Origin of the sequence: Streptomyces sp. NBC_00080, from assembly GCF_045041255.1 — a bacterium.
Classification (GTDB): domain Bacteria; phylum Actinomycetota; class Actinomycetes; order Streptomycetales; family Streptomycetaceae; genus Streptomyces; species Streptomyces coriariae.
In genome coordinates this window covers 4,633,099-4,655,131 of the sequence record NZ_CP108235.1, presented here as the reverse complement: position 1 = coordinate 4,655,131, position 22,033 = coordinate 4,633,099, and the positions used below count along the sequence as shown (strand labels likewise).

General features: G+C 71.4%; 22 protein-coding genes and 1 pseudogene. 12 read left to right on the top strand and 11 right to left on the bottom strand.

Annotated elements, in window-relative coordinates:
- The first annotated feature begins 295 nt into the window (after positions 1-295).
- Both thrS and OHU34_RS20810 read left to right on the top strand, forming a co-directional pair.
- Positions 296-1,561: a threonine--tRNA ligase gene (gene thrS, locus OHU34_RS20815; RefSeq protein ID WP_230195186.1), complete on the top strand. Its 1,266-nt coding sequence runs from the start codon at positions 296-298 to the stop codon at positions 1,559-1,561.
- 57 nt (positions 1,562-1,618) lie between these two features.
- Positions 1,619-2,578, top strand: a complete 960-nt coding sequence (locus OHU34_RS20810) for a nucleoside hydrolase (protein WP_142265254.1) — start codon at positions 1,619-1,621, stop codon at positions 2,576-2,578.
- Positions 2,579-2,741: 163 nt separating this feature from the next.
- On the opposite strand, the gene OHU34_RS20805 is transcribed toward OHU34_RS20810, so the two are convergent.
- Complete coding sequence (locus OHU34_RS20805; RefSeq protein WP_142265255.1) at positions 2,742-3,713, bottom strand: LAETG motif-containing sortase-dependent surface protein; 972 nt, start codon at positions 3,711-3,713, stop codon at positions 2,742-2,744.
- Positions 3,714-3,981: 268 nt separating this feature from the next.
- Between OHU34_RS20805 and OHU34_RS20800 the strand changes: the two genes are divergently transcribed.
- Positions 3,982-5,631 carry a glycoside hydrolase family 13 protein gene (locus OHU34_RS20800; protein WP_405767748.1) on the top strand — a complete coding sequence of 550 codons (1,650 nt, stop codon included), beginning with the start codon at positions 3,982-3,984 and terminating at the stop codon, positions 5,629-5,631.
- A 211-nt stretch (positions 5,632-5,842) separates the two neighbouring features.
- Here the strand turns inward: OHU34_RS20800 and OHU34_RS20795 are convergent, their stop codons facing one another.
- Complete coding sequence (locus OHU34_RS20795) at positions 5,843-6,568, bottom strand: DUF4142 domain-containing protein (RefSeq protein ID WP_142267955.1); 726 nt, start codon at positions 6,566-6,568, stop codon at positions 5,843-5,845.
- A 228-nt stretch (positions 6,569-6,796) separates the two neighbouring features.
- Here OHU34_RS20795 and OHU34_RS20790 point away from each other — a divergent pair, with 228 nt between their 5' ends.
- Positions 6,797-7,480 carry an O-methyltransferase gene (locus OHU34_RS20790; RefSeq protein WP_230195206.1) on the top strand — a complete coding sequence of 228 codons (684 nt, stop codon included), beginning with the start codon at positions 6,797-6,799 and terminating at the stop codon, positions 7,478-7,480.
- 43 nt (positions 7,481-7,523) lie between these two features.
- Positions 7,524-8,144, top strand: a pseudogene (locus OHU34_RS20785) (MOSC domain-containing protein); the annotation flags it as partial.
- 11 nt (positions 8,145-8,155) lie between these two features.
- On the opposite strand, the gene OHU34_RS20780 reads toward OHU34_RS20785, so the two are convergent.
- Together OHU34_RS20780 and OHU34_RS20775 are read right to left on the bottom strand one after the other, a co-directional pair.
- Positions 8,156-9,736 (bottom strand): carboxylesterase/lipase family protein, encoded by a 1,581-nt coding sequence (locus tag OHU34_RS20780; RefSeq protein ID WP_405767746.1) that lies wholly within the window; start codon positions 9,734-9,736, stop codon positions 8,156-8,158.
- A 100-nt stretch (positions 9,737-9,836) separates the two neighbouring features.
- Positions 9,837-10,652: an alpha/beta fold hydrolase gene (locus tag OHU34_RS20775; protein ID WP_142265259.1), complete on the bottom strand. Its 816-nt coding sequence runs from the start codon at positions 10,650-10,652 to the stop codon at positions 9,837-9,839.
- A 72-nt stretch (positions 10,653-10,724) separates the two neighbouring features.
- Between OHU34_RS20775 and OHU34_RS20770 the strand changes: the two genes are divergently transcribed.
- Complete coding sequence (locus OHU34_RS20770) at positions 10,725-11,219, top strand: MarR family winged helix-turn-helix transcriptional regulator (protein WP_020132851.1); 495 nt, start codon at positions 10,725-10,727, stop codon at positions 11,217-11,219.
- Between the two features lie 25 nt (positions 11,220-11,244).
- On the opposite strand, the gene OHU34_RS20765 is transcribed toward OHU34_RS20770, so the two are convergent.
- Genes OHU34_RS20765 through OHU34_RS20755 form a run of 3 tightly spaced genes read right to left on the bottom strand, consistent with a single transcriptional unit; the run spans position 11,245 to position 12,575 of the window.
- Positions 11,245-11,490, bottom strand: coding sequence for a hypothetical protein (locus tag OHU34_RS20765; protein ID WP_020132852.1), 246 nt, complete (start codon positions 11,488-11,490; stop codon positions 11,245-11,247).
- A gap of 9 nt (positions 11,491-11,499) precedes the next feature.
- Entirely contained in the window at positions 11,500-11,730 is a 231-nt protein-coding gene (locus OHU34_RS20760) for a DUF397 domain-containing protein (protein ID WP_142265260.1), read from the bottom strand.
- Positions 11,731-11,738: 8 nt separating this feature from the next.
- A complete protein-coding gene (locus OHU34_RS20755; RefSeq protein WP_142267956.1) occupies positions 11,739-12,575 on the bottom strand; it encodes a helix-turn-helix transcriptional regulator in 837 nt (278 codons plus the stop codon).
- A 199-nt stretch (positions 12,576-12,774) separates the two neighbouring features.
- On the opposite strand from OHU34_RS20755, the gene OHU34_RS20750 reads away from it, so the two are divergent.
- From OHU34_RS20750 to OHU34_RS20740, 3 genes are all read left to right on the top strand, one after another.
- Entirely contained in the window at positions 12,775-13,176 is a 402-nt protein-coding gene (locus tag OHU34_RS20750) for an ATP-binding protein (protein WP_405767743.1), read from the top strand.
- A 33-nt stretch (positions 13,177-13,209) separates the two neighbouring features.
- Entirely contained in the window at positions 13,210-14,112 is a 903-nt protein-coding gene (locus OHU34_RS20745) for a hypothetical protein (protein ID WP_394641349.1), read from the top strand.
- A 121-nt stretch (positions 14,113-14,233) separates the two neighbouring features.
- The gene (locus OHU34_RS20740; protein WP_405767741.1) at positions 14,234-14,938 is read left to right on the top strand and encodes a DUF6445 family protein; all 705 of its coding nucleotides are present in this window, start codon (positions 14,234-14,236) and stop codon (positions 14,936-14,938) included.
- Positions 14,939-14,962: 24 nt separating this feature from the next.
- On the opposite strand, the gene OHU34_RS20735 is transcribed toward OHU34_RS20740, so the two are convergent.
- A complete protein-coding gene (locus tag OHU34_RS20735; RefSeq protein ID WP_142265265.1) occupies positions 14,963-15,493 on the bottom strand; it encodes an FxLYD domain-containing protein in 531 nt (176 codons plus the stop codon).
- Positions 15,494-15,683: 190 nt separating this feature from the next.
- Between OHU34_RS20735 and OHU34_RS20730 the strand changes: the two genes are divergently transcribed.
- Entirely contained in the window at positions 15,684-16,172 is a 489-nt protein-coding gene (locus tag OHU34_RS20730; protein ID WP_142265266.1) for a hypothetical protein, read from the top strand.
- A 24-nt stretch (positions 16,173-16,196) separates the two neighbouring features.
- Here the strand turns inward: OHU34_RS20730 and OHU34_RS20725 are convergent, their stop codons facing one another.
- From OHU34_RS20725 to OHU34_RS20715, 3 genes are all read right to left on the bottom strand, one after another.
- The gene (locus tag OHU34_RS20725) at positions 16,197-17,036 is read right to left on the bottom strand and encodes a M23 family metallopeptidase (RefSeq protein ID WP_142265267.1); all 840 of its coding nucleotides are present in this window, start codon (positions 17,034-17,036) and stop codon (positions 16,197-16,199) included.
- Between the two features lie 62 nt (positions 17,037-17,098).
- The gene (locus tag OHU34_RS20720) at positions 17,099-18,109 is read right to left on the bottom strand and encodes a glycoside hydrolase family 26 protein (RefSeq protein WP_230195180.1); all 1,011 of its coding nucleotides are present in this window, start codon (positions 18,107-18,109) and stop codon (positions 17,099-17,101) included.
- Positions 18,110-18,225: 116 nt separating this feature from the next.
- On the bottom strand, positions 18,226-18,669 hold the full coding sequence (locus tag OHU34_RS20715) for a GNAT family N-acetyltransferase (protein WP_405767738.1): 444 nt from the start codon (positions 18,667-18,669) through the stop codon (positions 18,226-18,228).
- Positions 18,670-18,779: 110 nt separating this feature from the next.
- Between OHU34_RS20715 and OHU34_RS20710 the strand changes: the two genes are divergently transcribed.
- Positions 18,780-19,682: a hypothetical protein gene (locus tag OHU34_RS20710; protein ID WP_200839745.1), complete on the top strand. Its 903-nt coding sequence runs from the start codon at positions 18,780-18,782 to the stop codon at positions 19,680-19,682.
- A gap of 178 nt (positions 19,683-19,860) precedes the next feature.
- Positions 19,861-22,029, top strand: a complete 2,169-nt coding sequence (locus OHU34_RS20705) for a TerD family protein (protein ID WP_405772314.1) — start codon at positions 19,861-19,863, stop codon at positions 22,027-22,029.
- The last annotated feature ends 4 nt before the right edge of the window (positions 22,030-22,033 follow it).

Here is a 22,033-nt window from a genome sequence, read left to right as displayed (position 1 = left end):
CGTTGGTGCGGGCGGGTGGTGCGGGCGGCCGACGGGGCGGCAGCCGGGCGGGTGGTGCGGACCGGTGCCGGGGCGGTGGGCGGGCGGAGTGGGCGGCGCGGGAAAACGGATCGCCCGTGCCGGGTCCCGTTGCTACGGTCGTCGGCATGAAGCGCGCCCAGCCGTCCCTCACGACGACGCCGGACCCCGTCCCGGCGCGCTGATCCACGAACTGGATGTCCGTAGCCCCGGGGCGAGTGCCCCGGGGCTTCGACGTGCTCCGGTTCCTCGCCCCTCCCCGATCGAGGGAGCCCTCATGAACGACCGGAACCGCGACCCCGAGCACCACGACCCCGAGCACAGCCACGGCCATGACCACCGGCGCCTAGGCCGCGAGCTCGGCCTCTTCGACACCGACCCCCTGATGGGCGCGGGCCTGCCGTACTGGCTGCCGGACGGCGCGGTCGTACGTCACGCCCTGGAGGAGTACGTACGGCAGGCCGAGCGCGCCGCCGGCTACCGGCACGTCTACTCGCCGGTCCTCGGCAAGCGCGAGCTGTACGAGATCTCCGGTCACTGGGACCACTACAGCGAGGACATGTTCCCGCCGATGGAGCTCGGTGCCGAGGAGGTCGTGCTGCGCCCCAGCCTCTGTCCGCACCACGCGCTCATCTACCGTTCCCGCTCCCACAGCTACCGCGAACTGCCTCTCCGTATCGCCGAGTTGGGCGGGATGTACCGCTCCGAGCCGTCCGGTGTGCTCGGCGGGCTGACCCGCGTACGGGCGATCCAGCTCAACGACGCCCATATCTTCTGCACCCTGGAGCAGGCCGTCGAAGAGGCCCGGGCCGCCCTGGAACTCATCGGCCGCGCCTATGCCGACCTGGGGATCCGCCCGGCCCGGTACCGACTCTCCCTGCCGGGCGAGGGCGGTAAGTACGTGGCCGACCCGGAGCTCTGGCGGCGGGCGACCGGCCTGCTCCGGGAGGTCCTTCGGCAGGCGGGCGTCGCCTACGAGGCCGTCGAGGGCGAGGCCGCCTTCTACGGTCCGAAGATCGACGTACAGATCACCGACCGCGCGGGCCGCGAGGCGACCCTGTCCACCGTCCAGATCGACTTCCACCAGCCCGAACGCTTCGACCTGCACTACATCGGCGCCGACGGGGCGAAACACCGCCCGGTGATGGTGCACCGCAGTGTCATCGGCAGTGTGGAACGGGCCGTGGCGCATCTCCTGGAGGAACACGGCGGCGCGTTCCCCGTGTGGCTGGCGCCGGTCCAGCTGGTCGTGCTGCCGGTGTCCGAGGCGCAGGAGGGACAGGCGGCGGAGCTGGTGCGGCGGGCGGTGGCGGCAGGGCTCAGGGCGGAACTCGCCGGGCCGGACCGGGGCAGCCTGGGGGCCCGGGTCCGGGCGGCGCGGCTGGTGCCGTACCAGGCGGTGCTCGGGGAGCGGGAGGCGCAGGGCGACCTGGCCGCCGTCCGGCTGCGCGACGGCCGCCGCCCGGGGGCGCTGCCCGCCGACGAACTGGTCCGCCGGATCGGGGAGCGGGCGGCGGCGCGCGGGACCGGGCTGTGGGTGTGAACGCGCCCGCATAGGGTCGGTGGCGACGGCGAACGTGGTGCGGAAGGAGTCCCCGAGGTGACCGAGCAGCCCATCCCCGTGATCATCGACTGCGACACGGGTGTCGACGACGCCCTCGCGCTGCTGTTCGCGGTACGCCATCCCGGCCTGGACGTGCGGGCGGTGACGTGCGTGGCCGGGAACACGGACGTGGACGGCGTGGTCCGCAACACGCTGACCGTGCTGGAGTACGCGGGCGCCGGGGACATCCCGGTCGCCCGGGGCGCCGAGCGGCCACTGATCGAACCGGTCCGCACGGCAAGCCATGTGCACGGCCGGGACGGCATGGGCGACCTCGGGCTGCCCGCCCCGACCCGCAGAGCGGTCGACGTGGACGCGGTCACGCTGCTGCGCCGGGAGATCCTCGCCTCCCCGCGCCCGGTCACCCTCGTTCCCACCGCCCCGCTGACGAACATCGCCCTGCTGCTGCGCACCCACCCGGAGGTGACCCGCAACATCGAGCGGATCGTGTTCATGGGCGGCGCGGTGACGACCGGGAACGCCACGCCGGTCGCGGAGTTCAACGTGTGGCACGACCCGGAGGCGGCCGCGGTCCTGCTCACCGCGGGCGTGCCGATCACCATGTACGGGCTGGACGTCTTCAAGCGGGTCCTGGTGCCGGCGGCGGACGTGGCGCGGCTGCGGGCGAGTCCGGAGCCCCGCCTGCGGCTGGCCGGCGAACTGCTCGCCCACCGCGACCCGGCCACCTCCGGCGACCCCACGCCCACCGGTGGCCTCGGCGACGCGGGCGCTGTCTGCGCGGTGGCCGACCCGGCGGGCCTGACCACCGAGCTTCTCCCGGTGGAGGTCTCGCTGGCCCCCGGTCCGGCCCGCGGCCAGACGGTCGTCGACCGCCGCCCGCGCCCCGGCGAGTCCGAGATCCACGAGGGCGCACGCGAACAGACCCTCGTGGACGTGGCGTTGGACGTGGACGTGGAGCGCTACGTGAAGCTGTGGCTGACCGCGCTGGAAGGCTAGCCCGCAAGCCCCGCGACCTCCACGTGCTCCACAAGCCCCCTCAAAGCGGAACGCGGGCCTGGGGACATGGTCCCCAGGCCCGCGTCACGTCGGCCGAGTCAGCCGCTCAGGCCGAGCCGGCCACTCCGCCGGCCGGCCGAGCCGAGTCGGCCACTCATCCGAGTCAGCCGCGCAGCGACTTGCGGCGCCGGGTCGCGACGACGATCGCCGCGCCGCCCGCCAGCAGTGCGGCCGCGCCGCCCGCGATCAGCGGGGTGTTGCCGTCCGCACCGGTCTCGGCGAGGTCACCGCCGCCACCGTTCGGCGTGGGGGCCGGCGCGCTCGTCGACTCGGACGCGGACGGCGTCGGCGTGCTCGACTCCGGCGCGGACGGCGACGGAGACGTGCTCTCGGACGCCGACTCGGAAGGCTCCGACGGCTCCGAGGGCTTCGACGGCTCCGACGGGGTCGAGGCGGACGGCGACGGCGACGACCCGTCCCCGGCCGGCGGGGACGACGGCGGCTGTTCGGTGACCGTGCAGTCCTTCGTGCCGCCGTTCCAGGCCGCGATCAGCTTGTCCTTGATGACCGGACGGTCCGGCCCCTTGGGCAGGTCGCCGTGGACGAACCCGTCCTTCGCGTCGAGCTTGCCGTCGAACTTGACCGCGCCCCGGTAGAGGTCGATCTGGGCGAAGCAGCCCGCGTCGGGCACGGCGATGTCGAGGGTGTCGGTCTGGCCGGGCTTGACCGTCACGCTGTCGAAGTCGACGAAGACCTGCTCGCCGGAGGTGCGGAAGCTGGAGCCGTGGGCGAGGTAGGAGGCGAGGGAGGCGGTGCACGTCGACGCGTCGCCGGCCGCGCGGACCTTGACGTGGATCTTGCCGTCCTCGCTCGGCCTGAGGTTCTGGTCGTCGACCCGGACCGAGTCGTAGAAGTGTGTGCCGTCGAGCGAGAACTGGCAGCGGTCGGTGCCCGTCTCGGTGCCCGCGCCCGTCCCCGGCTGGTACTGGCCGCCGGACTTCCAGCCGTCGCCACCGGGCGTGCCGGTACCGGCGAAGGCGCCGGAGGCGGCGGCTACGGAGGCGGCGCACAGGGTGAGCGAAGCGGCGCCCGTCCCCAGCAGGCGGCGCACGGTGACACGTCTCGCTATGGACATGCGTATCCCATTCTTGGCGAGTGCCAGGACTGATCGGCCAGAGCTGAATGGCCGGGGCTGATTGGTCAGATCAGAAGAAGAAACACCAGGCCCTCCGGTCACAGGGGCCACAGCGTGGGCCCATCGTCGTGCGGACCACAGACCGCTGTCAACCTGCGTCAAACCTCAGGGAGTTCAAGGTTCCGTCACATCTCCCTCACGTTCGGAATGATCCACTCCGAACGGCCCGCACGTTCACTTTCCGGGCAAGATGGACAGACTTCCGCTCATGACCGACTTCTCCTCCCACCGCCCCGACTGGTGGCGCCAGGCCGTCGTCTACCAGGTCTATCCGCGCAGCTTCGCCGACGCCGACGGCGACGGACTCGGGGACCTGCGCGGCGTCACCGACCGGCTGTCCCACCTGGCCGGCCTCGGCGTGGACGCCCTGTGGCTCTCCCCCTTCTACCCGTCCGAGCTCGCCGACGGCGGCTACGACGTCGCCGACCACCGGGACGTGGACCCGCGCCTGGGATCCCTGGCCGACTTCGACGCGCTGGCCGCCGAAGCCCACCGCCTCGGTCTGAAGGTGATCGTCGACCTCGTCCCCAACCACACCTCCCACCAGCACCTGTGGTTCCGGGAGGCACTGGCCGGCGGCCCCGGCTCCCCGGCCCGCGAGCGCTATGTCTTCCGTGACGGACGCGGCCCGAGCGGCGAACTCCCGCCCACCGACTGGCAGTCGGTCTTCGGCGGCAGCGCCTGGCAGCGCGTCCCCGACGGCCAGTGGTACCTGCACCTCTTCGCCCGTGAGCAGCCCGACCTGAACTGGGACCACGAGGAGGTCCGCGAGGACTTCCGCACCACCCTGCGCTTCTGGTCCGACCGGGGCGTGGACGGCTTCCGCGTGGACGTGGCCCACGCCCTCGCCAAGGACCTCGCCGAACCCCTCCGCGACCTGGGCACACCGGAACTCGCGGGCGAGGACGCCCTCGACCGCCTGCCCCCCGGCACCCACCCCTTCTACGACCGCGACGAGGTCCACGAGATCTACCGCGACTGGCGCCGCGTCCTCGACTCCTACACCCCACCCCGCACGGCCGTCGCCGAGGCCTGGGTCCCGGGTGCCCGGCGCGCCCTCTACGCCCGCCCCGAGGAACTGAACCAGGCGTTCAACTTCGAGTATCTCCAGGCGAGCTGGGACGCCGAGGAGATCCGTACGGTCGTCACCGACTCCCTGGCCACCGCCCGCGCCGTCGGAGCCTCGGCCACCTGGGTGCTGTCCAACCACGACGTCCTGCGCCACGGCTCGCGCCTCATGCTGCCGCCGGGCACGGACGACAACGCCTGGCTGCTCTCCGGCGGCCACGCCCCGCCCGTCGACGAGGCGGCCGGTCTGCGCCGGGCCCGCGCGGCGACGCTGCTGATGCTGGCGCTGCCGGGATCGTCGTACGTCTACCAGGGCGAGGAGCTGGGCCTGCCCGAGGTCGCCGACCTGCCCGTCGAGGTGCTCCAGGACCCGCTCTGGGAGCAGACGGGCCGCGTCCGCAAGGGCCGCGACGGCTGCCGGGTGCCGCTGCCCTGGACGACGACGGGAGCGTCGTACGGCTTCGGCGTGTCCGGTGCCTGGCTGCCGCAGCCGCCCTACTTCGCGCGGTACTCCGTCGAGGCCCAGGAGGGCGTGCAGGGCTCCACGCTGGAGCTCTACCGCACGGCGCTGCGCCTGCGCCGCAAGCTGCTCGACGGCGAGGAGCTCGGCTGGCTGCGGGACGGCACCCCGCCGGGTGTGCTGGCGTTCGCCCGCCACGACGGCTGGCGGTGCGTGACCAACCTGTCGGACGCGCCGGTGCCGCTGCCGCCGGGCGAGGTACTGCTGAGCAGCGTTTCCCTCGACGGAGACGGGCTGCTGGGCCCGGACACGACGGTGTGGCTGGCCTAGGGAGACCCGTGCACCGCCGCCCCCATAGCCCACGGGACCACCCTGATCACGGGTGACCGGGTGGGGGTGAGCGCGGCGGGCGAGCCGGTGCGGATCGTGCCCGCGAGGGCCGCTAGAACATGCCCGTCAGGATCGAGCGAACTGACGACCCCGCGGCAGGACCCGGCCGACGCTTCCGTCGGCCGGGCTCCCTCGTGTCTGCGTCCGCCGGTTATCCGGCGTTGCCCGACACGGCGGCGTTCAGGTCCAGCGGGGTGGAGGTGGCGGTCGGCGGCGGGGTGAGGACGACCATGGGCTGGCCGGCGGGCGGGACCGGAGGGGTCATGTCCGACTGGGGCAGCTTCGGCGGTGTGGTCTGGTTGAACAGTGTGGTGTCGAAGTCGACCAGCCCTGTCTTCTCCATCACCGTGATGTGGTCCAGGACCGTGTCGTTGGCCTGGTCGGCGAGGGCTCGGACCAGCGTGTTCTTGGTCGTGGAACGGATCTTGGCGATCGTGTTGAAGATCGAACCGTGTGTCATCCGCAGGATGTTGGCGAAGTCGACGTCGAACTGCTTGCCGGTTTCCGCCTTCAGCTGGGTGACGAAGCCCTCCTGCTGAGGGCTGGCCACGTTGGGCAGCTGGATGTTCAGCATCGGCGCGATCTTGCGGCAGCTCTCGTCCAGTGCGCCGTGACCGTCGATCAGGTGCTCGCTGGCGGTGAGTACCGCTTTGCTCTGCCCCTTCTGGAGCCCGATCTGGCCCAGCGGGTACTCCCAGAGACCGGCGGCCCGCACCTTCACCACGAAGTCCCGGTCGCCCTCGGTCAGGGGACCCCACTGGGTGTTGGCGATGATCCGGTCCGTCGAGGTCGACACCGTGTCAAGTCCGAGCATCGATGGGTATGCCAGCGCGCTGAGTGTCAGAGTCAGCGCACCGCCGACGAACAGGGTTCCCATCATGTTTCGCGAAATTGGCACCGTGCCTCCTGCCCGGTCGGGGATTCCGCCGATGTGTCGATGTGCTGTGCCCGGTGGGGGCGGACGCACAGGAGTACGGACGCGGGGCCGATCGTACTCACCGTCCTGAGCGAAAAGTTGATGGACGGGTCACCCGGGCAAGGATAGGTTCCCATAAGGAACTCACTCGGAACTCGCTGAAGCCCGTGCAGGACACCGAAGGGACCCCTGGTGCAGCCGACCTGGACCGCCGTCGACGACTACTTCAACGACCTGCTGGTGGAGGAGGACGAAGCCCTGCGGGCGGCCGGCGAGGGCAGCGAGGCGGCGGGCCTGCCGCCGCACCAGGTGGCGCCGAACCAGGGCAAGTTGCTGCACCTGATCGCCCGTGTCCAAGGGGCCCGCAACATCCTGGAGATCGGCACCCTCGGCGGCTACAGCACGCTGTGGCTGGCCCGCGCCCTGCCCGAGGGCGGCCGTCTGGTGACCCTGGAGGCGGACGAGCGGCACGCGGAGGTGGCGGCGGCGAACATCGCGCGTGCGGGACTGGACGCGGTGGTGGACCTGCGGGTCGGCAAGGCGGCGGACACCCTGCCGGTGCTGGCCGCCGAGCTCGGTGACGAGCGGTTCGACCTGGTCTTCATCGACGCGGACAAACCGTCCAACCCGCTCTACCTGGAGTGGGCCCTGCGGCTGACCCGCCCCGGCAGCGTCATCGTCGGCGACAACGTGGTGCGCGAGGGCGCGGTCACGGACGCCGAGAGCACGGACCCCCGCGTCCAGGGAGTCCGCAGCTTCACCGAACTCATCGCGCGGAACCCCGGGTTGACCGCGACGGCGTTGCAGACGGTGGGCGGAAAAGGGTACGACGGATTCGTACTGGCGCTGGTGACGGATCGACGGACTGGCTGACGGACGGGCCGGCTGACTGACGAGGGGGCGAGGGGGCGTGGGGATGACGGTCGCGCGATTGGTCGGGATCACGTACTACCCGGTGAAGGGATGCGCGGGAACGGAGCTTTCGGAGGCGGTGCTGACGAGCACCGGGCTGCTGCACGACCGCACGTACGCGATCGCCGACGAGAAGGGCGACCTGCGCTGGCAGTGGGGCGACCCCGGGCTGGCCCTGATCACACCGGAGTCGACGGAGGGCGGGCTGACGCTGCGCGCACCCGGCCGGGACCCGGTGCGGGCGGACAGCGCGGACGTGCACGACTGGCTCACGGACGTACTGGGCACCCCGAGCACCCTGGTCCGGTCCCCGGCCGGCAACAGCGGCCGCCTGCACCTCGTCTCCCGGGCCAGCCTGGACGCCCTGAACCACCGGATCACGGAACGCGGAGCCACCCCCCTCCCGATGAACCGCTTCCGGCCCAACCTGGTGGTGGACGGCTGGGGCACCCCGCACACGGAGGACGGAGCCGCCCGCCTCACCATCGCCGACACCGAACTTGCCCACACCGAGGACACGATCCGCTGCGCCATCACGATGGTCGACCAGCGCACCGGCCGCCGCTCGGGCCCGGAACCCCTGCGTACCCTCGCGGACTACCGCCGGGCGGACGGCGGCGGCCTCGCCTTCGGCGCCTACTTCGAGGTACGGCGGGCGGGGAAGGTGTCGCTGGGCGACGAGGTGGTGGTCGGTCCGGGCACGAGCGAGGGTTCGGCTTCGAGCGGGACGCCCCGCCACAGCGCGCGGACGGCGGAGGTGCCGTCGTCGGACAGGTGATCGTCCGGCACGGCCCAGACCCGCACCGTCGTGGCATCGGCGGTGACCGCGGGCCAGCCGGGGTCACCGCAGGCGGCGAAGTCGGCCCAGGCCCGGAGCATGCGCCGGGACAGTGCCCGGTCCTGTGCGTCGGGGGCGCCGCCGATCAGGAAGTCGGCGCCCGCCGCGTCCAGGTTGCCGAAGGCGAAGGGGATGTCGGCGGTGTGCCAGGGCCGGGCCCCGCCACCGGGACGCGGGTGTCGGCGGGCGAACCGCGCCAGATACGCCCGGCCGCCGGCCCGGGCGTGCTGCTCGGCGAGCCGGCTGCTGTACTCGCCGAACACCGCGTCGCCGAAGATCGCCAGGTAGCGGTCCGGCACCGGAGCGTCGGGCATCAGCGCGCGGTATCCGGCGACCAGCCGGGCGGGCAGCGAGAGGGCCTCGGCGAAGTCCGCGAGTTCCGGCTCCGAGGCGACCTCCCGCACCGCGCCGACCTCGTGCAGGAACCAGTACTCCTCCAGGGTGTGGCACACCAGGAGGTCGACTTCGCGGGCGCTGCCGGAAGCGAGCGCGGAGAGCGGATCCACGGGCAGCACCTCGCCGTCGATCACCGGCTGGAAGACGACCGGGTCGAAGGCCTGGACCGCCGTCACGGGATCGTCCCCGCAGCTCCCGGCGACCTTGTCGGAGGCGGCCACCAGGGCCTGCGGTGACGCGGAGAGCAGCCCGGGACCGGTCGCGGCCACCCCGGCCTCCGCCGCGATCCTCGACGTGATCGCGGCGGCGACCTCGACGCCGAAGAAGGCCTGGGGCACGCTGTGCGCGACGACCCTGCGGAACAGCCCGCGCGCCTGCTCCATGGCCATCAGGCAGACGGCCGAACCCGCTCCGGCCGAGTGTCCGGCGACCGTGACGTTGCCGGGATCGCCCCCGAACGCGGCGATGTTCTCCCGGGCCCAGCGCAGCGCGGCCACCTGGTCGAGCAGCCCGCGGTTGTCGGGAAAGCCCGGCACATGGCCGAACCCCTCGAAGCCGACCCGGTAGTTGCAGCTGACCACGACCACTCCGGCCCGGGCGAGCGCGGCGCCGTCGAAGTCGGGCTGGGCGGAGGAGCCGAAGGTGTAGGCACCGCCGTGGATCCAGAAGAGCACCGGCAGCGGGCCGGTGTCCGAGGGGGGCCGCGCCCACACGTTGACGGTGAGCACCTCCTCGTCCCCCGGACGCCAGACCGGTGAACCGGGCAGCTCCGCGGACTGCGGCGCGACGGGTCCGAACGCCGTGCAGTCCCGTGACGCGCTCCACCCGGCGGCGGGCCGGGGCGCGCGGAAGCGGTGCGCGCCGAAGGGTGCGGCGGCATACGGGATGCCGAGCACGGCGGTGATCCCGTCGGGCGATCGCCGGCCGCGGACGATGCCGCCGGCCGTCCGGAACTCGGTCTCCGCCCACGGCTGTTCCCCCATGTGCCGAAAGCCTGCCACTCCCCGCCCGCCTGATCCACCGGATACCCGCCGACCCGGCGGCCGCTCCCGCGGGCGGACCCGTGACCGGTCCCACGGCCGGTCAGACGGTGCGCAGGAAGTCCGCGACGGCGGCGGTGAACTCCTCGGGCTTCTCCATGTTGAAGTAGTGCCCGGTGCCCTCGATCAGCACGGACCGGCCGTCCCGGACGCCGTCGGCCAGGCGTTGCGCCGAGGCGATCACGTCGGGGGTGTCCAGGGCGCCGTTCACCGTGAGCACGGGGACGTCGATCTTCGGTACCCGCGACCAGGTGTCGGTCACCCGGACGAGGTGGTCCTGCTCGCCGGGTGTGTGCTTGGAGAGGGTGTTCAGGGCCATCTCGCTCAGTCGCCGCGGGATGTCCGGGTCCACCTCGTCGAGGGTGCGGTGCGGGCCGGGCACATAGCTCAGGAACGCCTTCAGCCAGCCCTCGATGTCACCGGCGGCCAGGGTACGGACCGTCTCGGCCTGGATCGCCCAGTGCCAGGGGTCGGTGTCCTGGAACTCGCCGGTCGAGGCGCCGCCCACGACGGCCGCGCGCACCAGTTCCGGATGTTCGAGCAGGGTGTCGCTGACGATCACACCACCCATCGAGACGCCGACCAGCACCGCGGGGCCCGCGTCGAGGTGGCGCAGCAGCGCGGCGAGGTCGTCGGTCCAGCGGAAGGACCGGGTCGCGTTGGCGGAGGCGCCGTGGCCGCGTACGTCCGGCGCGATCACCCGGTGGGTGCGGGCCAGCGCCGGGATCACCGCGTCGAAGACACGGTGATCGACGAATCCCGAGTGGACCAGGACCACGAGCTGTCCGGCGCCGGCCTCGCGGTAGGCGAGGTCCCCGTCGGCGGAGGCGAAGTACTTCATGTCCGAAGCAGCAGTCATGACAACCAAGGTGTCATTCCGGGCGGGTTTTGGCAACCAAGGTGTCATGTTCTCCGGGTGCATCATGTGGGGGTGAACGACACCGACCCGTCTCTCCCCGCCGACGCCCCGCTCCCGCCCGACGAACTCGGCCACCGGCTCACCGAGGTCTTCGACCTGGTCGGCCCCCTCTACCGCCGCGCCCTGCGCAAGGTCGAACAGGGCGAGGCCGTCGAGGGGGCCTCCGTCGGGGTGCGCGGCGTGCTCGATCTGCTGCGTCGCAAAGGAGAGTTGACGGTCCCGCAGCTGAGCCGGAGCCAGGCACTGAGCCGGCAGTTCGTGCAGCGCATGGTCAACGACGCGGTGGCGCACGGGTGGGTGGAGACCCTCCCCAACCCCGCGCACCAGCGCTCGTCCCTGATCCGGATCACCGACGAGGGCCGGACCCTGATTGCCACCGTCCTGGACCGCGAGCACATGCTGAACCGCGAGGTCGGGGGCGAACTGACCGACGCCGAGGTGCGGGGCTGCGTGCGGGTGCTGACCGAGATGCTGAGGACGTTCGACCACGTCGACGTCGACGACTGAGAGACCTCGGGGCGCCCTAGGTGCCCTAGATGCCCTCGATGCGCTTCATGCCCTCCATGGCCTTCAGCTGGCGGCGGGTCTGGAGGGCGCGCCGGATCGTGTGGATGCGGACGGCCGTGAACACGGCGACGGCGAGGCCGAGAGCGGCCCCGATCCACTCCTGGTCCCGGATGGCCGCGTAGAAGAGCAGGCCACTGAACGGCACGCCGACGACGACGAGCAGGGGCTCGCGCACCCAGAACGGGAGGACGCGGATTACGAGACCGATCATGCGGTCACTTCAGCAGGAGCCGCCCGAGTGTGCTGTGACGGAGGCCACAATTCCGGGAGTTCCTGTGCGTATGGCGTGCAGAAACCGAGCGAGCGGGGCCGGTGCGGTGGTGAGGACGGTGCCGGGGGCGTCGGACTCACGGAGGTGGAGCGCGGCGGGGGTGGAGGCGAGTTCGACGCAGTCGTTGCCGTCGCCGCCACCGGAGAAAGACGACTTCTGCCATTTGCCCGGGGTGCTCATGGTGCGCCTCACAGTTCCTTGGCCAGTCTGTGGATGAAGTCACGCGACCTGTCAGGTTCGAGTGACGCCGTCTCCACAGTATGGAAGAGCGCTCGGAACGCGCTGAGTTGGGACTCGGAGTCGATGAAGACTGTGCCGTGCGGCGCATCACGGACCACCGTGTCCAGTTTGGGGACGGCGCCGCCCACGTACGTCATGGAGCTACCGGCCCGGGAGAAGCCGTCCAGGTCGAAGGGGATGACGCGCAGGGTGATGTGGTCCGCCTCGGAAAGCTCGGCGAGGCGCACGAGCTGAGCCTGCGAGGCCGCACGGTCACTGACCCTGATGCGTAGTGCCGACTCGTGGATGACCACCTTGTACGGGATGGTGATCTCCTGTCGCGCCATTCGGTGGCGGACGCGCAACTCAAGCTCTCCGGGTGTGAGCTCAGGCAGTCGGGACGAGAAGACGGCGCGAGCGTAGGTCTCCGTCTGAAGCAGGCCCGGCACGTACAGCACAGCCACTTCGTCCCGGAACCTCGCGTGGTGATCCAGTTCGGACAGGTCCAGGAATGATGTCGGTAGTAGTCCGCGGTACTCCTCCCACCAGCCACGCGTCCTGTCGGTGGCCATCGCGACCAAGGCGTCGATGAACTCGCCGTTCGTGCAGGCGTAATGGGAAGCGAGCCGACGTAGCCGCTCCTCGCTCACGCCGGTGACGCCGGACTCGATCTGGCTGATCTGGACGTTGCTCACGCCGAGAAGTGCGGCCGCCTGGCGGGCGGAAAGTCCCGCCGCCTCGCGAAGCCTGCGCAGTTCCACCGCCAGGCGCATCTGACGTGCTGTTGGTTCGCGCCTGGTCGTCATCGACACCCCTTGCTCAACACGCCCGAGAGCGCGACCCGTTCGGGGCCAGATTACGCGATCGGCTTGCTGCACCGAAACATTCAGTTCTACCGTCGGTGACGCACCGCACACGCTGCGGAAGCGCACCGCTTCGTCCTGCCATGACGGCTGCGGCAATGCCACCGCGCGTAAATCCCCTCACGCCACTCGGAGTTGACGCATGTCCGATCCCTGGGAGTACTCCCTCTACATCCCCAGCGACCCCCGCGCCGTGACCGTCTGCCGCCGCACCCTGCGCCTGATCCTCACCCTGCACGGCCTGATCCACCTCGTGGACACCGCGGAGCTGCTCGCCTCCGAGCTGGTCTCCAACGCCGTACGGCATACCAAGGGACCGGCCTGCCTACGCCTCCGCTTCCGGGACGGCATCCTCCAGATCGGTGCCTGGGACGCGGACCCCGAGCCGCCCGAGCCGCCGGGACCGCTGGAGGACCTGACCGACGCCGAGAACGGCCGAGGCATGGCGCTGGTCCGGGCCTGCTCGGACCTCTGGCACTGGCAGCCGCTGTCGCGCATGGGGCGTCGCGGCAAGCTCGTGTGGTGCGAACTGAACGCGGCGTAGCTCGTTGATCACGTCGGACAGAAAGGAGAGCCGATGGTCGGCTCGTCGCACGAGGCACTGCACCGGATCTTCCAGAAGGATCCGGCACTCCTGACCCGTGCCCTGCAAGAGGTGTTGCACGTGCCCTTCCCGGAGCCGCGCGAGTTCGCTGCCATGAACGTCGACCTCACCGAGATCGAGCCCATCGAGCGGCGAGTGGACACGCTGCTGAAGGCCGAGACCGACGAGGGCAGCTACCTCCTGGTTGTGGAGTCTCAGGGCAAGCCGGACGAGAGGAAGCGAGGCAGTTGGCCGTACTACCTCGCCTTCCTCCGCGAGAAGTTCCGCTGCGAGCCGGTGCTGATCGTCGTCACGCAGAACAGCGCGACTGCCCGTTGGGCGGCGGAGCCCATCTATGTGGGAGTACCGGGACGGCCGTCCATGGCGGTGTGGCCGTTCGTGCTGGGCCCTGACAACGTGCCAGTGATCGCAGACGTACGCGAGGCCGCGCAGAACGTTACCCTTGCGGTGTTTTCTGCGATGACGCACGGTCGCGGCCCGATGGCCGCGGGCATACTGGAATCGCTGGCAACCGCCCTGCGGACCATCGACGAGGACAGTGCCGCGGTGCTCGTGCAGTTCGTCGACTCTTGCCTGGTGGACCCCCAGGCGCAGCAGATGTGGAGGGACCTGATGACGACGATGCAGTACTTCTGGCGGCATCCGCTCGCCGAGCAGGTACGCGAGCAGGGCCTTGAGCAGGGCCTTGAGCAGGGCCGGATTCGGGATCGGGCCGAGATGACCCTGAACATCCTGCGCTGGCGTGGCATCGACGTCCCCGACCACATCCGCGAGCGGGTCGAATCGTGCACCGACTTCGACCAGCTGACCGTCTGGTCCGAGCGCGCCGTCCACGCCACCACCGCCGACGGCCTCTTCGCGGATCCGAACGGATGACGCCGGGGCTTCCCTGGTTGGGGAACCGTTGACCGGCCCGACGAAACGTTGACCACTTCGCGGAGGAGTGCGGACGAACGGAAGGGCGAGTCATGAGGATCCCCCGACCTAGATTCGCTGCATGTCCATGCCACAGCGGCCCCACCAGCCCGTCAGGGCTGCCGCCACGCTCCCCGTGCTTCCCTACCGCAAGCCCACCAAGGGCCGCGACTACTGGGTGATCGACGACGTCTTCCCCGAGGCCGGCATCACCGCGATCCGCGACCGCTGCCTCGCCAAGGACGACTGGGTCAAGGGGTACCCGTACACCTCCGAGAGCTGGCCCGGACTGCGCACCATGCCGGGGCTGGACCCCGGTGAACTCGGACACGTGGAACGGCTGGTGAGGAACGCGACGGGGGCCGGGAAGCTGTGGGTGCAGCGGGCGCCCGGCGGCGGGACCCTCAACCACAACTGCATCCAGGTGGTGGGGGAGGGCGAGAGCTCTCCCCGGCCGCACTCCGACTCGCGGGCACTGTGCCGGTACGCGGCCGTGCTGTACCTCAACCCGGCCGTCCCCAAGGACTGCGGCACCAGCTTCTACCGGCAGTCCCTGCCCGGCGGGCGGCTCGGCGGCAACGTCGTCCAGGCCCCGCACAACAACCTCGTCGAGGCGCTCGGCACCCGGTTCGTCGCGCCGGACGCCTTCGAGGAGGACGTACGGGTCCCCCACAAGCACAACCGGCTGCTCCTCTACAACGCCAACCTCGTGCACAGCGCGACCGGTTACTCCGGTACGACGCTGGAGGAGAAGCGGATGACGGCCGTCTTCTTCTGGATGGCGTGAGCCCAGGGGTTCCGCCCACCGAGGTCAGTACCGCACCGCCCTCGCCACCGCCGCCTTCACCTGGCCGGACAGTGTGCGGTTGCTGCGGGCCGTCTCCTTGCCCGTCTTGCCCGCGGCCACGTCGGAGACGGTGGTGACGACGGTGTCGAGCCGGTTGCCGGAGGAGTCGGTGAAGTCGATCTGGACGGCGAAGGACTTCGACGCGTCGGTGGTGTTGGTGACGGTGACCTCGACGGTGGCCCGGCCGTCCTGGTCCGTGTCCGGGGTGCCGAGCTTCACGTCGGACTTCACGTCGACGCCGTCCTTGATCTCGTCCAGCTTGCGGCTCGCCGACGCCGAGGCCGACGCGAACGCCGACGAGGCCTCGGAGGCGAAACCGGAGGCGAGCGAGGACGCGGCCGCGGTGGCCTCCCGGCCCAGCGACTCGGCCGCCGAGGCGGCCTTGCTCGCCGCGGACGACACCGACGAGGGGGTGTCGTCGTCCGAGCAGCCGGTGAGCACGATGGCGCAGCAGATCGCCGTCGCCGTCAGCAGCACGCCCTTGGTGCGTGGCATCTTGTTCTCCTCCTGAGGGGTCCTGCGGGCCTTCCTCCAGTGAAGGGGCGGTCCCGCCCGTCCGCATGCCGGGTCACCCGTACGGCGCACCCCCCGTGGTGGCGGCCCCCGGCCGGACGGATGGTCGGTGCAGTGCAGAACGCAGTGCGGAACGCAGTGCAGAACACCGACACAGAGACGGGGTGGCGCCATGAGCGATCAGCCGCACTCCCAGCCGTCGCAGGGGCCCCGGGTGTGGGACCCGTCCCACCAGGGCACCGGTTCGCCCGGCCTGGGCTCGCCCCCGCCGACGGGGGGTGGACTGGTCGCCGGCGGGGTCGTCTTCGGCGGAGTGCTCATGTTCGTCAGCGGTTTCCTCGCCGTGTTCCAGGGCATCGCCGCGATCGCCGAGGACGACGTGTACGCCCGGGTCGCCCAGTACGCCTACGAGATGAACCTCACCGCCTGGGGTTGGATCCTGGTGATCGTGGGCGTCGTGGCCGTGCTGACCGGCTACGGGCTGCTCAGCGGGGGCGAGTGGGCCGGGTGGGCCCGGATCAGCGGCCTCGCGCTGGCGTCCCTGAGCCTGATCCTCCAGTTCCTGTTCCTGCCGTACGCGCCGTTCTGGGCGGTCATCCAGATCGCCATCGACGTGTTCGTGATCTGGGCGCTGGCCGCCTACCGCCCCCGGCAGGCGTAGTACTTCCCCGGCCGTCGCCCGTGGTCAGGGCAGCGCGGGCGCCCCGGTCACCTGGACGTCCTTCCGGCGCAGCCAGGGCAGGGGCGGCACCGCGGATCCGACGTACGGGGTGATCCGCACCTCGAAGTGCAGATGCGGTCCGGTGACGTTCCCGGTCGCGCCGGAGAGGCCGATGCGCTGACCGGCCGTCACCCGCCCGCCCTTGCGCACGTCGATGCGCGAGAGGTGGGCGTACTGCGTGAAGTAGCCGTCGCGGTGGCGGACCACGACCTGGTTGCCGAAGCCGTCGCCGCAGGTCGTGGCCCGGACGGTGCCGGCGCCGACGGCGTACACGGGGGTACCGGAGTCCACGGCGAAGTCCTGGCCGGTGTGCCGGTGGGCCCAGCGGGAACCCTTGGCGGCGTAGCCCGCGGAGAGCCAGTAGCGGCGGGTCGGGGCCGTCCAGGGGTGCGCGCGCCGCTCGGGCGGGCGGCTCCGGTCGCCGAACGGACAGCGGCTGTCCTGTCCGGACGGGTCGACGGCCACCGGATCACCGGAGTTTCTCCCGCTGGCCCACAGCAGGTCCCACAGCCCGGCGCGGACGGCCTTGCGGCGGCGTTCGGCGTCCTTGACCTCCGTGGGAGAGGCATCGGACTCGCGCAGCCGGTCCACCCGCGCGCGTGCCCGCTCGTGCGCACGGACGGCACGGGCCGCCTCCTTGCGGAAGCTGTCGCTGCGTAAGCCGTCGCCGCGGGCCCCGTCGGCACCGGCTCCCGCGGGCACGGCGGCGAGCGCGAGCAGCAGGAGGGCGAACAGGGCCGCCCCGGTCGCGCCACGGAAGCGCGCCCGCGTTCGTGGGAGGCGCGCGTGGTGTTCTCGTCCCATCTTGGGATCATCAGACCGGCGGGGCGGTCAGGAGCGGCACGCGGCCCGCGTGGCGGCCGGGTTCAACCGAACGGCCCCCCGACCAGGGCCCGGTACACGGCCGACGACCGGGGATTGCCGGAGCACCGCCACACGCCGTGCGGGCAGTAGTCGCTGATGGTCTGGTACAGCGGCCGGTGCTCGGCGAACCAGGTGAGCATGCCCCGCACGTACTCCGGGTTGTCGCCGTTGCGGTACAGCCCCCACTCCGGATACGAGACCGGCTTGCCGTGCGCCCGCGCGAAACGCACGTGCGCGGCGAGGCCGTACGGCTCGGCGACCTGTTCCTCGAAGGACATGCCGTGGGGCTGGTCGTAGGCGTCCATCCCGATGACGTCGACGTACCGGTCGCCGGGATAGCACTCGTTCCAGGGGACGGCGTCCAGCCCGCGACTGGGCGTGAACTCGAACCGGAACCGCTGCCCGCCGCCCACGGACCGCATGGCGTCGACGATCCGCGCCCAGTACCGCTTCCAGGCCTCCGGGTCGGGCCCGCACCGGTGCGTGTAGGTGACCCCGTTCATCTCCCACCCGACCACCAGCACGGCATCGGGCACCCCGAGCGCGACGAGGCGCCGGGCCAGCACCCGGAAGTGCTCGTCGTAGGCCCCGCGCGCCCCCGCGCGCAGCTCGTCCCGCACGACCTGGTCGGGCACATGCTCCTCGGTGCGCTCGAGCATCGGCACGTTGAGCACGAACATCCGGTCGGCGCGCTCCTGCCGCCACCGTGCCCAGTACTCCAGATACCCGGGCGCCCCCTCGATGTTGCTCCACCGGTCGCCCGGCAGATACGCGTGCCCGACCCGGGGCGTGGCCGCCCCGAGCCACCCGTCGAGCGCCGCGATCCGCCGCACACCGGCGTCGTCGTACCCGACGTACGCCCCGAAGGCCCCGGGCGGCGCACCGACCCCTCGGCCGACGGGTACGCAGGCGGGCCCGGCGAGCAGGGCACAGGCGACGAGAAGCGCGGCCAGCGGCGCCCGAGGGGAGTGAAAGGAGCGAAGGGAGCGAAGGAAGCGAAGGAAGCGAAACACCGGCTCATGATGGAGCCGCGGCCGCCTCCCCCACCCCGAACCCGCCAGGAACCACCCGGACCGGGGACGGGAACGGGTAGGGGAACGGAACGGGTAGGGGAACGGCGACGGCGGAGTCAGGGGCGGGGCGCACGCACCAGGAACACGTCCACGGCGTCCTCCTCTTCGAGCGTGAAGCCGTGCCGTTCGTAGAGACGGCGGGCCGGACTGCCCTGAAGGACGTCGACGCGCAGCCGGAGTGCCGAGCGATCGGCCGTCTCGACCAGCTCCCGCAGCACGGCGGTGCCGATACCGCGCCCCTGGGCGTGCGGCGCGAGATAGAAGTGCTCCAGCCAGTGCGCGTCGACCGCCGGACGCAGGGCCACACAGCCGGCGAGGGCGCCGTTGACCTCGATGATCCGGGTGTGCGCGGGTATGAACCCGTCGCGCAGCCGCTGCCGTACCCGGTGCTCGTCGTAGCGCCCGAGCCGCTCCAGATCGGCACGCATCGCCACCGCCCGCACCTCCGCGACGGCCTCGACGTCGTCCGCCGTGGCCGGTCGGGTCACCCAGTCCGCCATGGCGCAGATGCTACGGCCGGAATGCGGCAACCCGCCGGGGCCCGGCGGCGACCCAGTGACGAACGAACGCGAAGGCAAGTGAATCCCGTTCCCCACACGAGGAGTTCACCATGCGCAAACAGCCCGCACGGCACCTCGCGCGCCATCCCTCAAGGCGTCCCGCAAGACCCCTCGCCCGACTGCTCACCGTCCTCGCGGCCCTCACCGCCCTCCTCTTCCACGCCACCGGCGTCGCGGCCCCCCGAGCCGCGGCCGCCGACGAGTGGAACCCGCCGAGCAACCTGGTCCAGCCCCTGAACGAGGTCTGGAACCACGTCTCGACGACCTACCCCGACCTCTACGGCTTCCGCAACTACGGCTGGGACCAGGTCATGGCCAACAAGGGCAGCATCAACTACTGCGTCCGCTGGGAGTCCGACGCCCCCGTCAGCACCACCCTGCGCGACCAGATCCACGCCGCGCTGAAGAAGCAGTTCGCCAAGTGGATGGCGGCGCAGGTGGAGAACGGCCGGGCCTACAACAACTGGCCGTACACCACCGTCCCGGTCAACATCGTCGGCTGGGCGGTGAAGAACCGCTCCACCCTCCAGTGGACCGACAACTCCGTCGACATCTACTCCGGCGTCCTCGACGGCGCCGGCGCCCCGCAGTGCGCCCCCGACTGCGGCCGCTTCTTCCACCAGGACGGCAACTACTCCAAGTGCCCCGGCGGCACCGCCCGCCACTACGACCAGTCCCTCTGGCTCACCAAGGGCTTCCAGGGCGGCGCCGGCGGCGACTGGGGCCAGCGCGTCGGCCAGGAGTACTTCACCGGCGTCCTGAACCAGGAGAACATCCACATCTACCTGCACGAAGTCGGCCACACCTTCGGCCTCGACGACTTCTACGACTGGACCCCGACCGGCCAGTGCTGCTTCCTGATGAACGCGGGCAGCGCCACCCAGATCACCGACTTCGACAAGTGGATGCTCCGAGACTTCTGGCGCCACCTGAAGCCCCGCTACAACCTCTGACGCTCCCGCTCCCCAACCGTCGGTCCTCCCTTCGCGCGGCGATGACCTCCCCGGTCGTCGCCGTGCGGATTTCCGGCGGATCGCCCCGAGATTCACCCTCCTGGCACTAGAGTCTCACCGTGCGTCACATGTGGCGCGTGTCACATCAGTGCGGTCGCTAGGGGGGCTAGTGCACGAGATGGTCAAGGGCGCCAACGTCGGTTTGGCGGCCCTGAGCGAGAACACGGACGCGGTGGTCGTGAGCCTGGGGTGGGCCAGTCCGACCGGCGAAGGCGACGCGGATGTCTCCGTACTCCTGCTCGACGCGAAGGGGAAGGTGCGCAGCGACGCCGACTTCTACTTCTACAACCACCCGGTCGCCCCGGACGGAAGCGTGCAACTCCTGGGCAAGGTGCCCTCGGGCGAGGGCAGCGAGGACCGGATCGGGTTCGATCTGACGGCGATCCCGGCCGACGTGGACCGGATCGTCGTCGCCGCCAGCCGGTACGAGGGTGCCCGCTTCGGTGAACTGGACGACCTCCGGGTCACGTTGGCCGACGGAGCGGGAGAGGACCTGTTGCGTTTCACCATCGAGGACGCCGGCTCGGTGAGCGCGTTCATCTTCGGTGAGCTGTACCGGCGCGGGGAGGAGTGGAAGTTCCGGGCGGTCGGGCAGGGCTACGAAACCGGTCTGGCCGGCCTCGCGATGGACTTCGGCGTCGACATCGACGACGACGCCGACGAGGCGGACGCCGCCCACGCCGACGCCCTGTCCGCCATCGGCTACGAGTCAGAGCCCGAGTCACAGCCCGGTTCCGCCTCCGACACAGGCATCGGCACCGGCATCTCCGGCACCGATGCCTCGGCCACGGGCGTCCCGGGCGAGACAGACGGCTCCGCGCCGGCCACCGCTCCCACTGCCGAGTCCGACCGGCGCGCGTCCGACCGGCCCACGTCTGATCCGCTCCCGGCCGTACCCGCGCCGCGCACGGCCGCCGACGACACCGAGCCGGACAGGGCCACGGCACGGCCCCGAACCGCCAAGAAGAAGATCACCCTGCCGAAGACGCCGAAGAAGTCCCTCGCGGAGAACGAGTCGTGGCGCGGCGCCCGGCTCTTCCCGGTCTCCGCGCTCAAGAGCGACCGGGACCGGGAGACCCGCGCGACCTCGGTACTGCTGTCGGTGATGGCGCAGGTCCCGGAGTTCGGGCGGCGGCTCACGGCCGCCTTCGGCGCGCCGGCGGGCCGCATGGAGACCTTCACCGAGGTGTCCCTGCCACACGGCGACACCCCGCGGCGCCCGGACGGCGTCATCCGCGTCGAACGCGCCGGCAAGCTGTGGACCGCGCTGGTCGAGACCAAGACCAACGGAAACGCGCTGCGGCCCGAGCAGGTGCAGGCCTACATGGACATCGCCACGCGGCGGGGCTACGAGGCCGTGATCACCATTTCCAACGACGTCGCGCTCGAGGGCAGTCCGCTCGTCGACGTCAAGATCGACGGTCGGCGCAAGCACAAGGTGGCCCTCCGTCACCTGTCCTGGGCCGAGGTGGCCCACCAGGCCCAGCTGCTCATTCGGCACGAGGGCGTCGGCAACAGCGCGCACGCCTGGTTGCTCCAGGAACTCCTGCACTACCTCCAGCACGACAACTCCGGCTGCCACGGATTCCAGAACATGGGCGCGGCCTGGGTTCCCGTGCGCAAGGGCATCGACGACGAGACGCTGTGCCCGGGTGACGCGCGGGCCCTGGAGGTCGTGGAGAGCTGGGAGCGGCTCATCCGGCAGGTCTGTCTGGGTCTCGGCGGTGAGCTCGGGCAGAAGGTACTGCCCGTCCAGCGCGCCCGGCGGGGCACCGACCCCGGTGCCCGCCGCGCGCGGATGGCCGATGAGCTGTGCGCGGAGGGGAAGGTGGGGGCGGAGCTGCGGATCGAGGGGACGCCCGGCGTGCTGGCGGTCGGCGCCGACCTGCGCACCGGCAGGCTGCGTACGTCCGTGGAGATCCCCGTGCCCGACCAGGGCTATCCGCTGACCTGGATCAAGCGGCTCCTCCGACGCCTGGCGGAAGCGCCGGCCGACCTGCACGTGGAAGCCCTGCTCGAGGACGGACCGGGCGGGCCGCGCGGCACCCTGGAGCGGCTCCGCCCGGAACCGGCGGACCTGCTGCCCAAGAACGGGGCGCGGATCACCGGTTTCCGGCTCACCCTCGTCAAGGGCATGGGCAGCGGTCGCGGCAACGCCGAGTCCGGCTTCATCCGCAGCGTCGACGACGCCGTACAGCGCTTCCACTCCACCGTCGTCGTCCACCTGGAACAGTCGGCGCCGCGCCGTCCCGTGGCCGGAGCGGCGGTCGGTCAAACGGGCGGGTGAACCT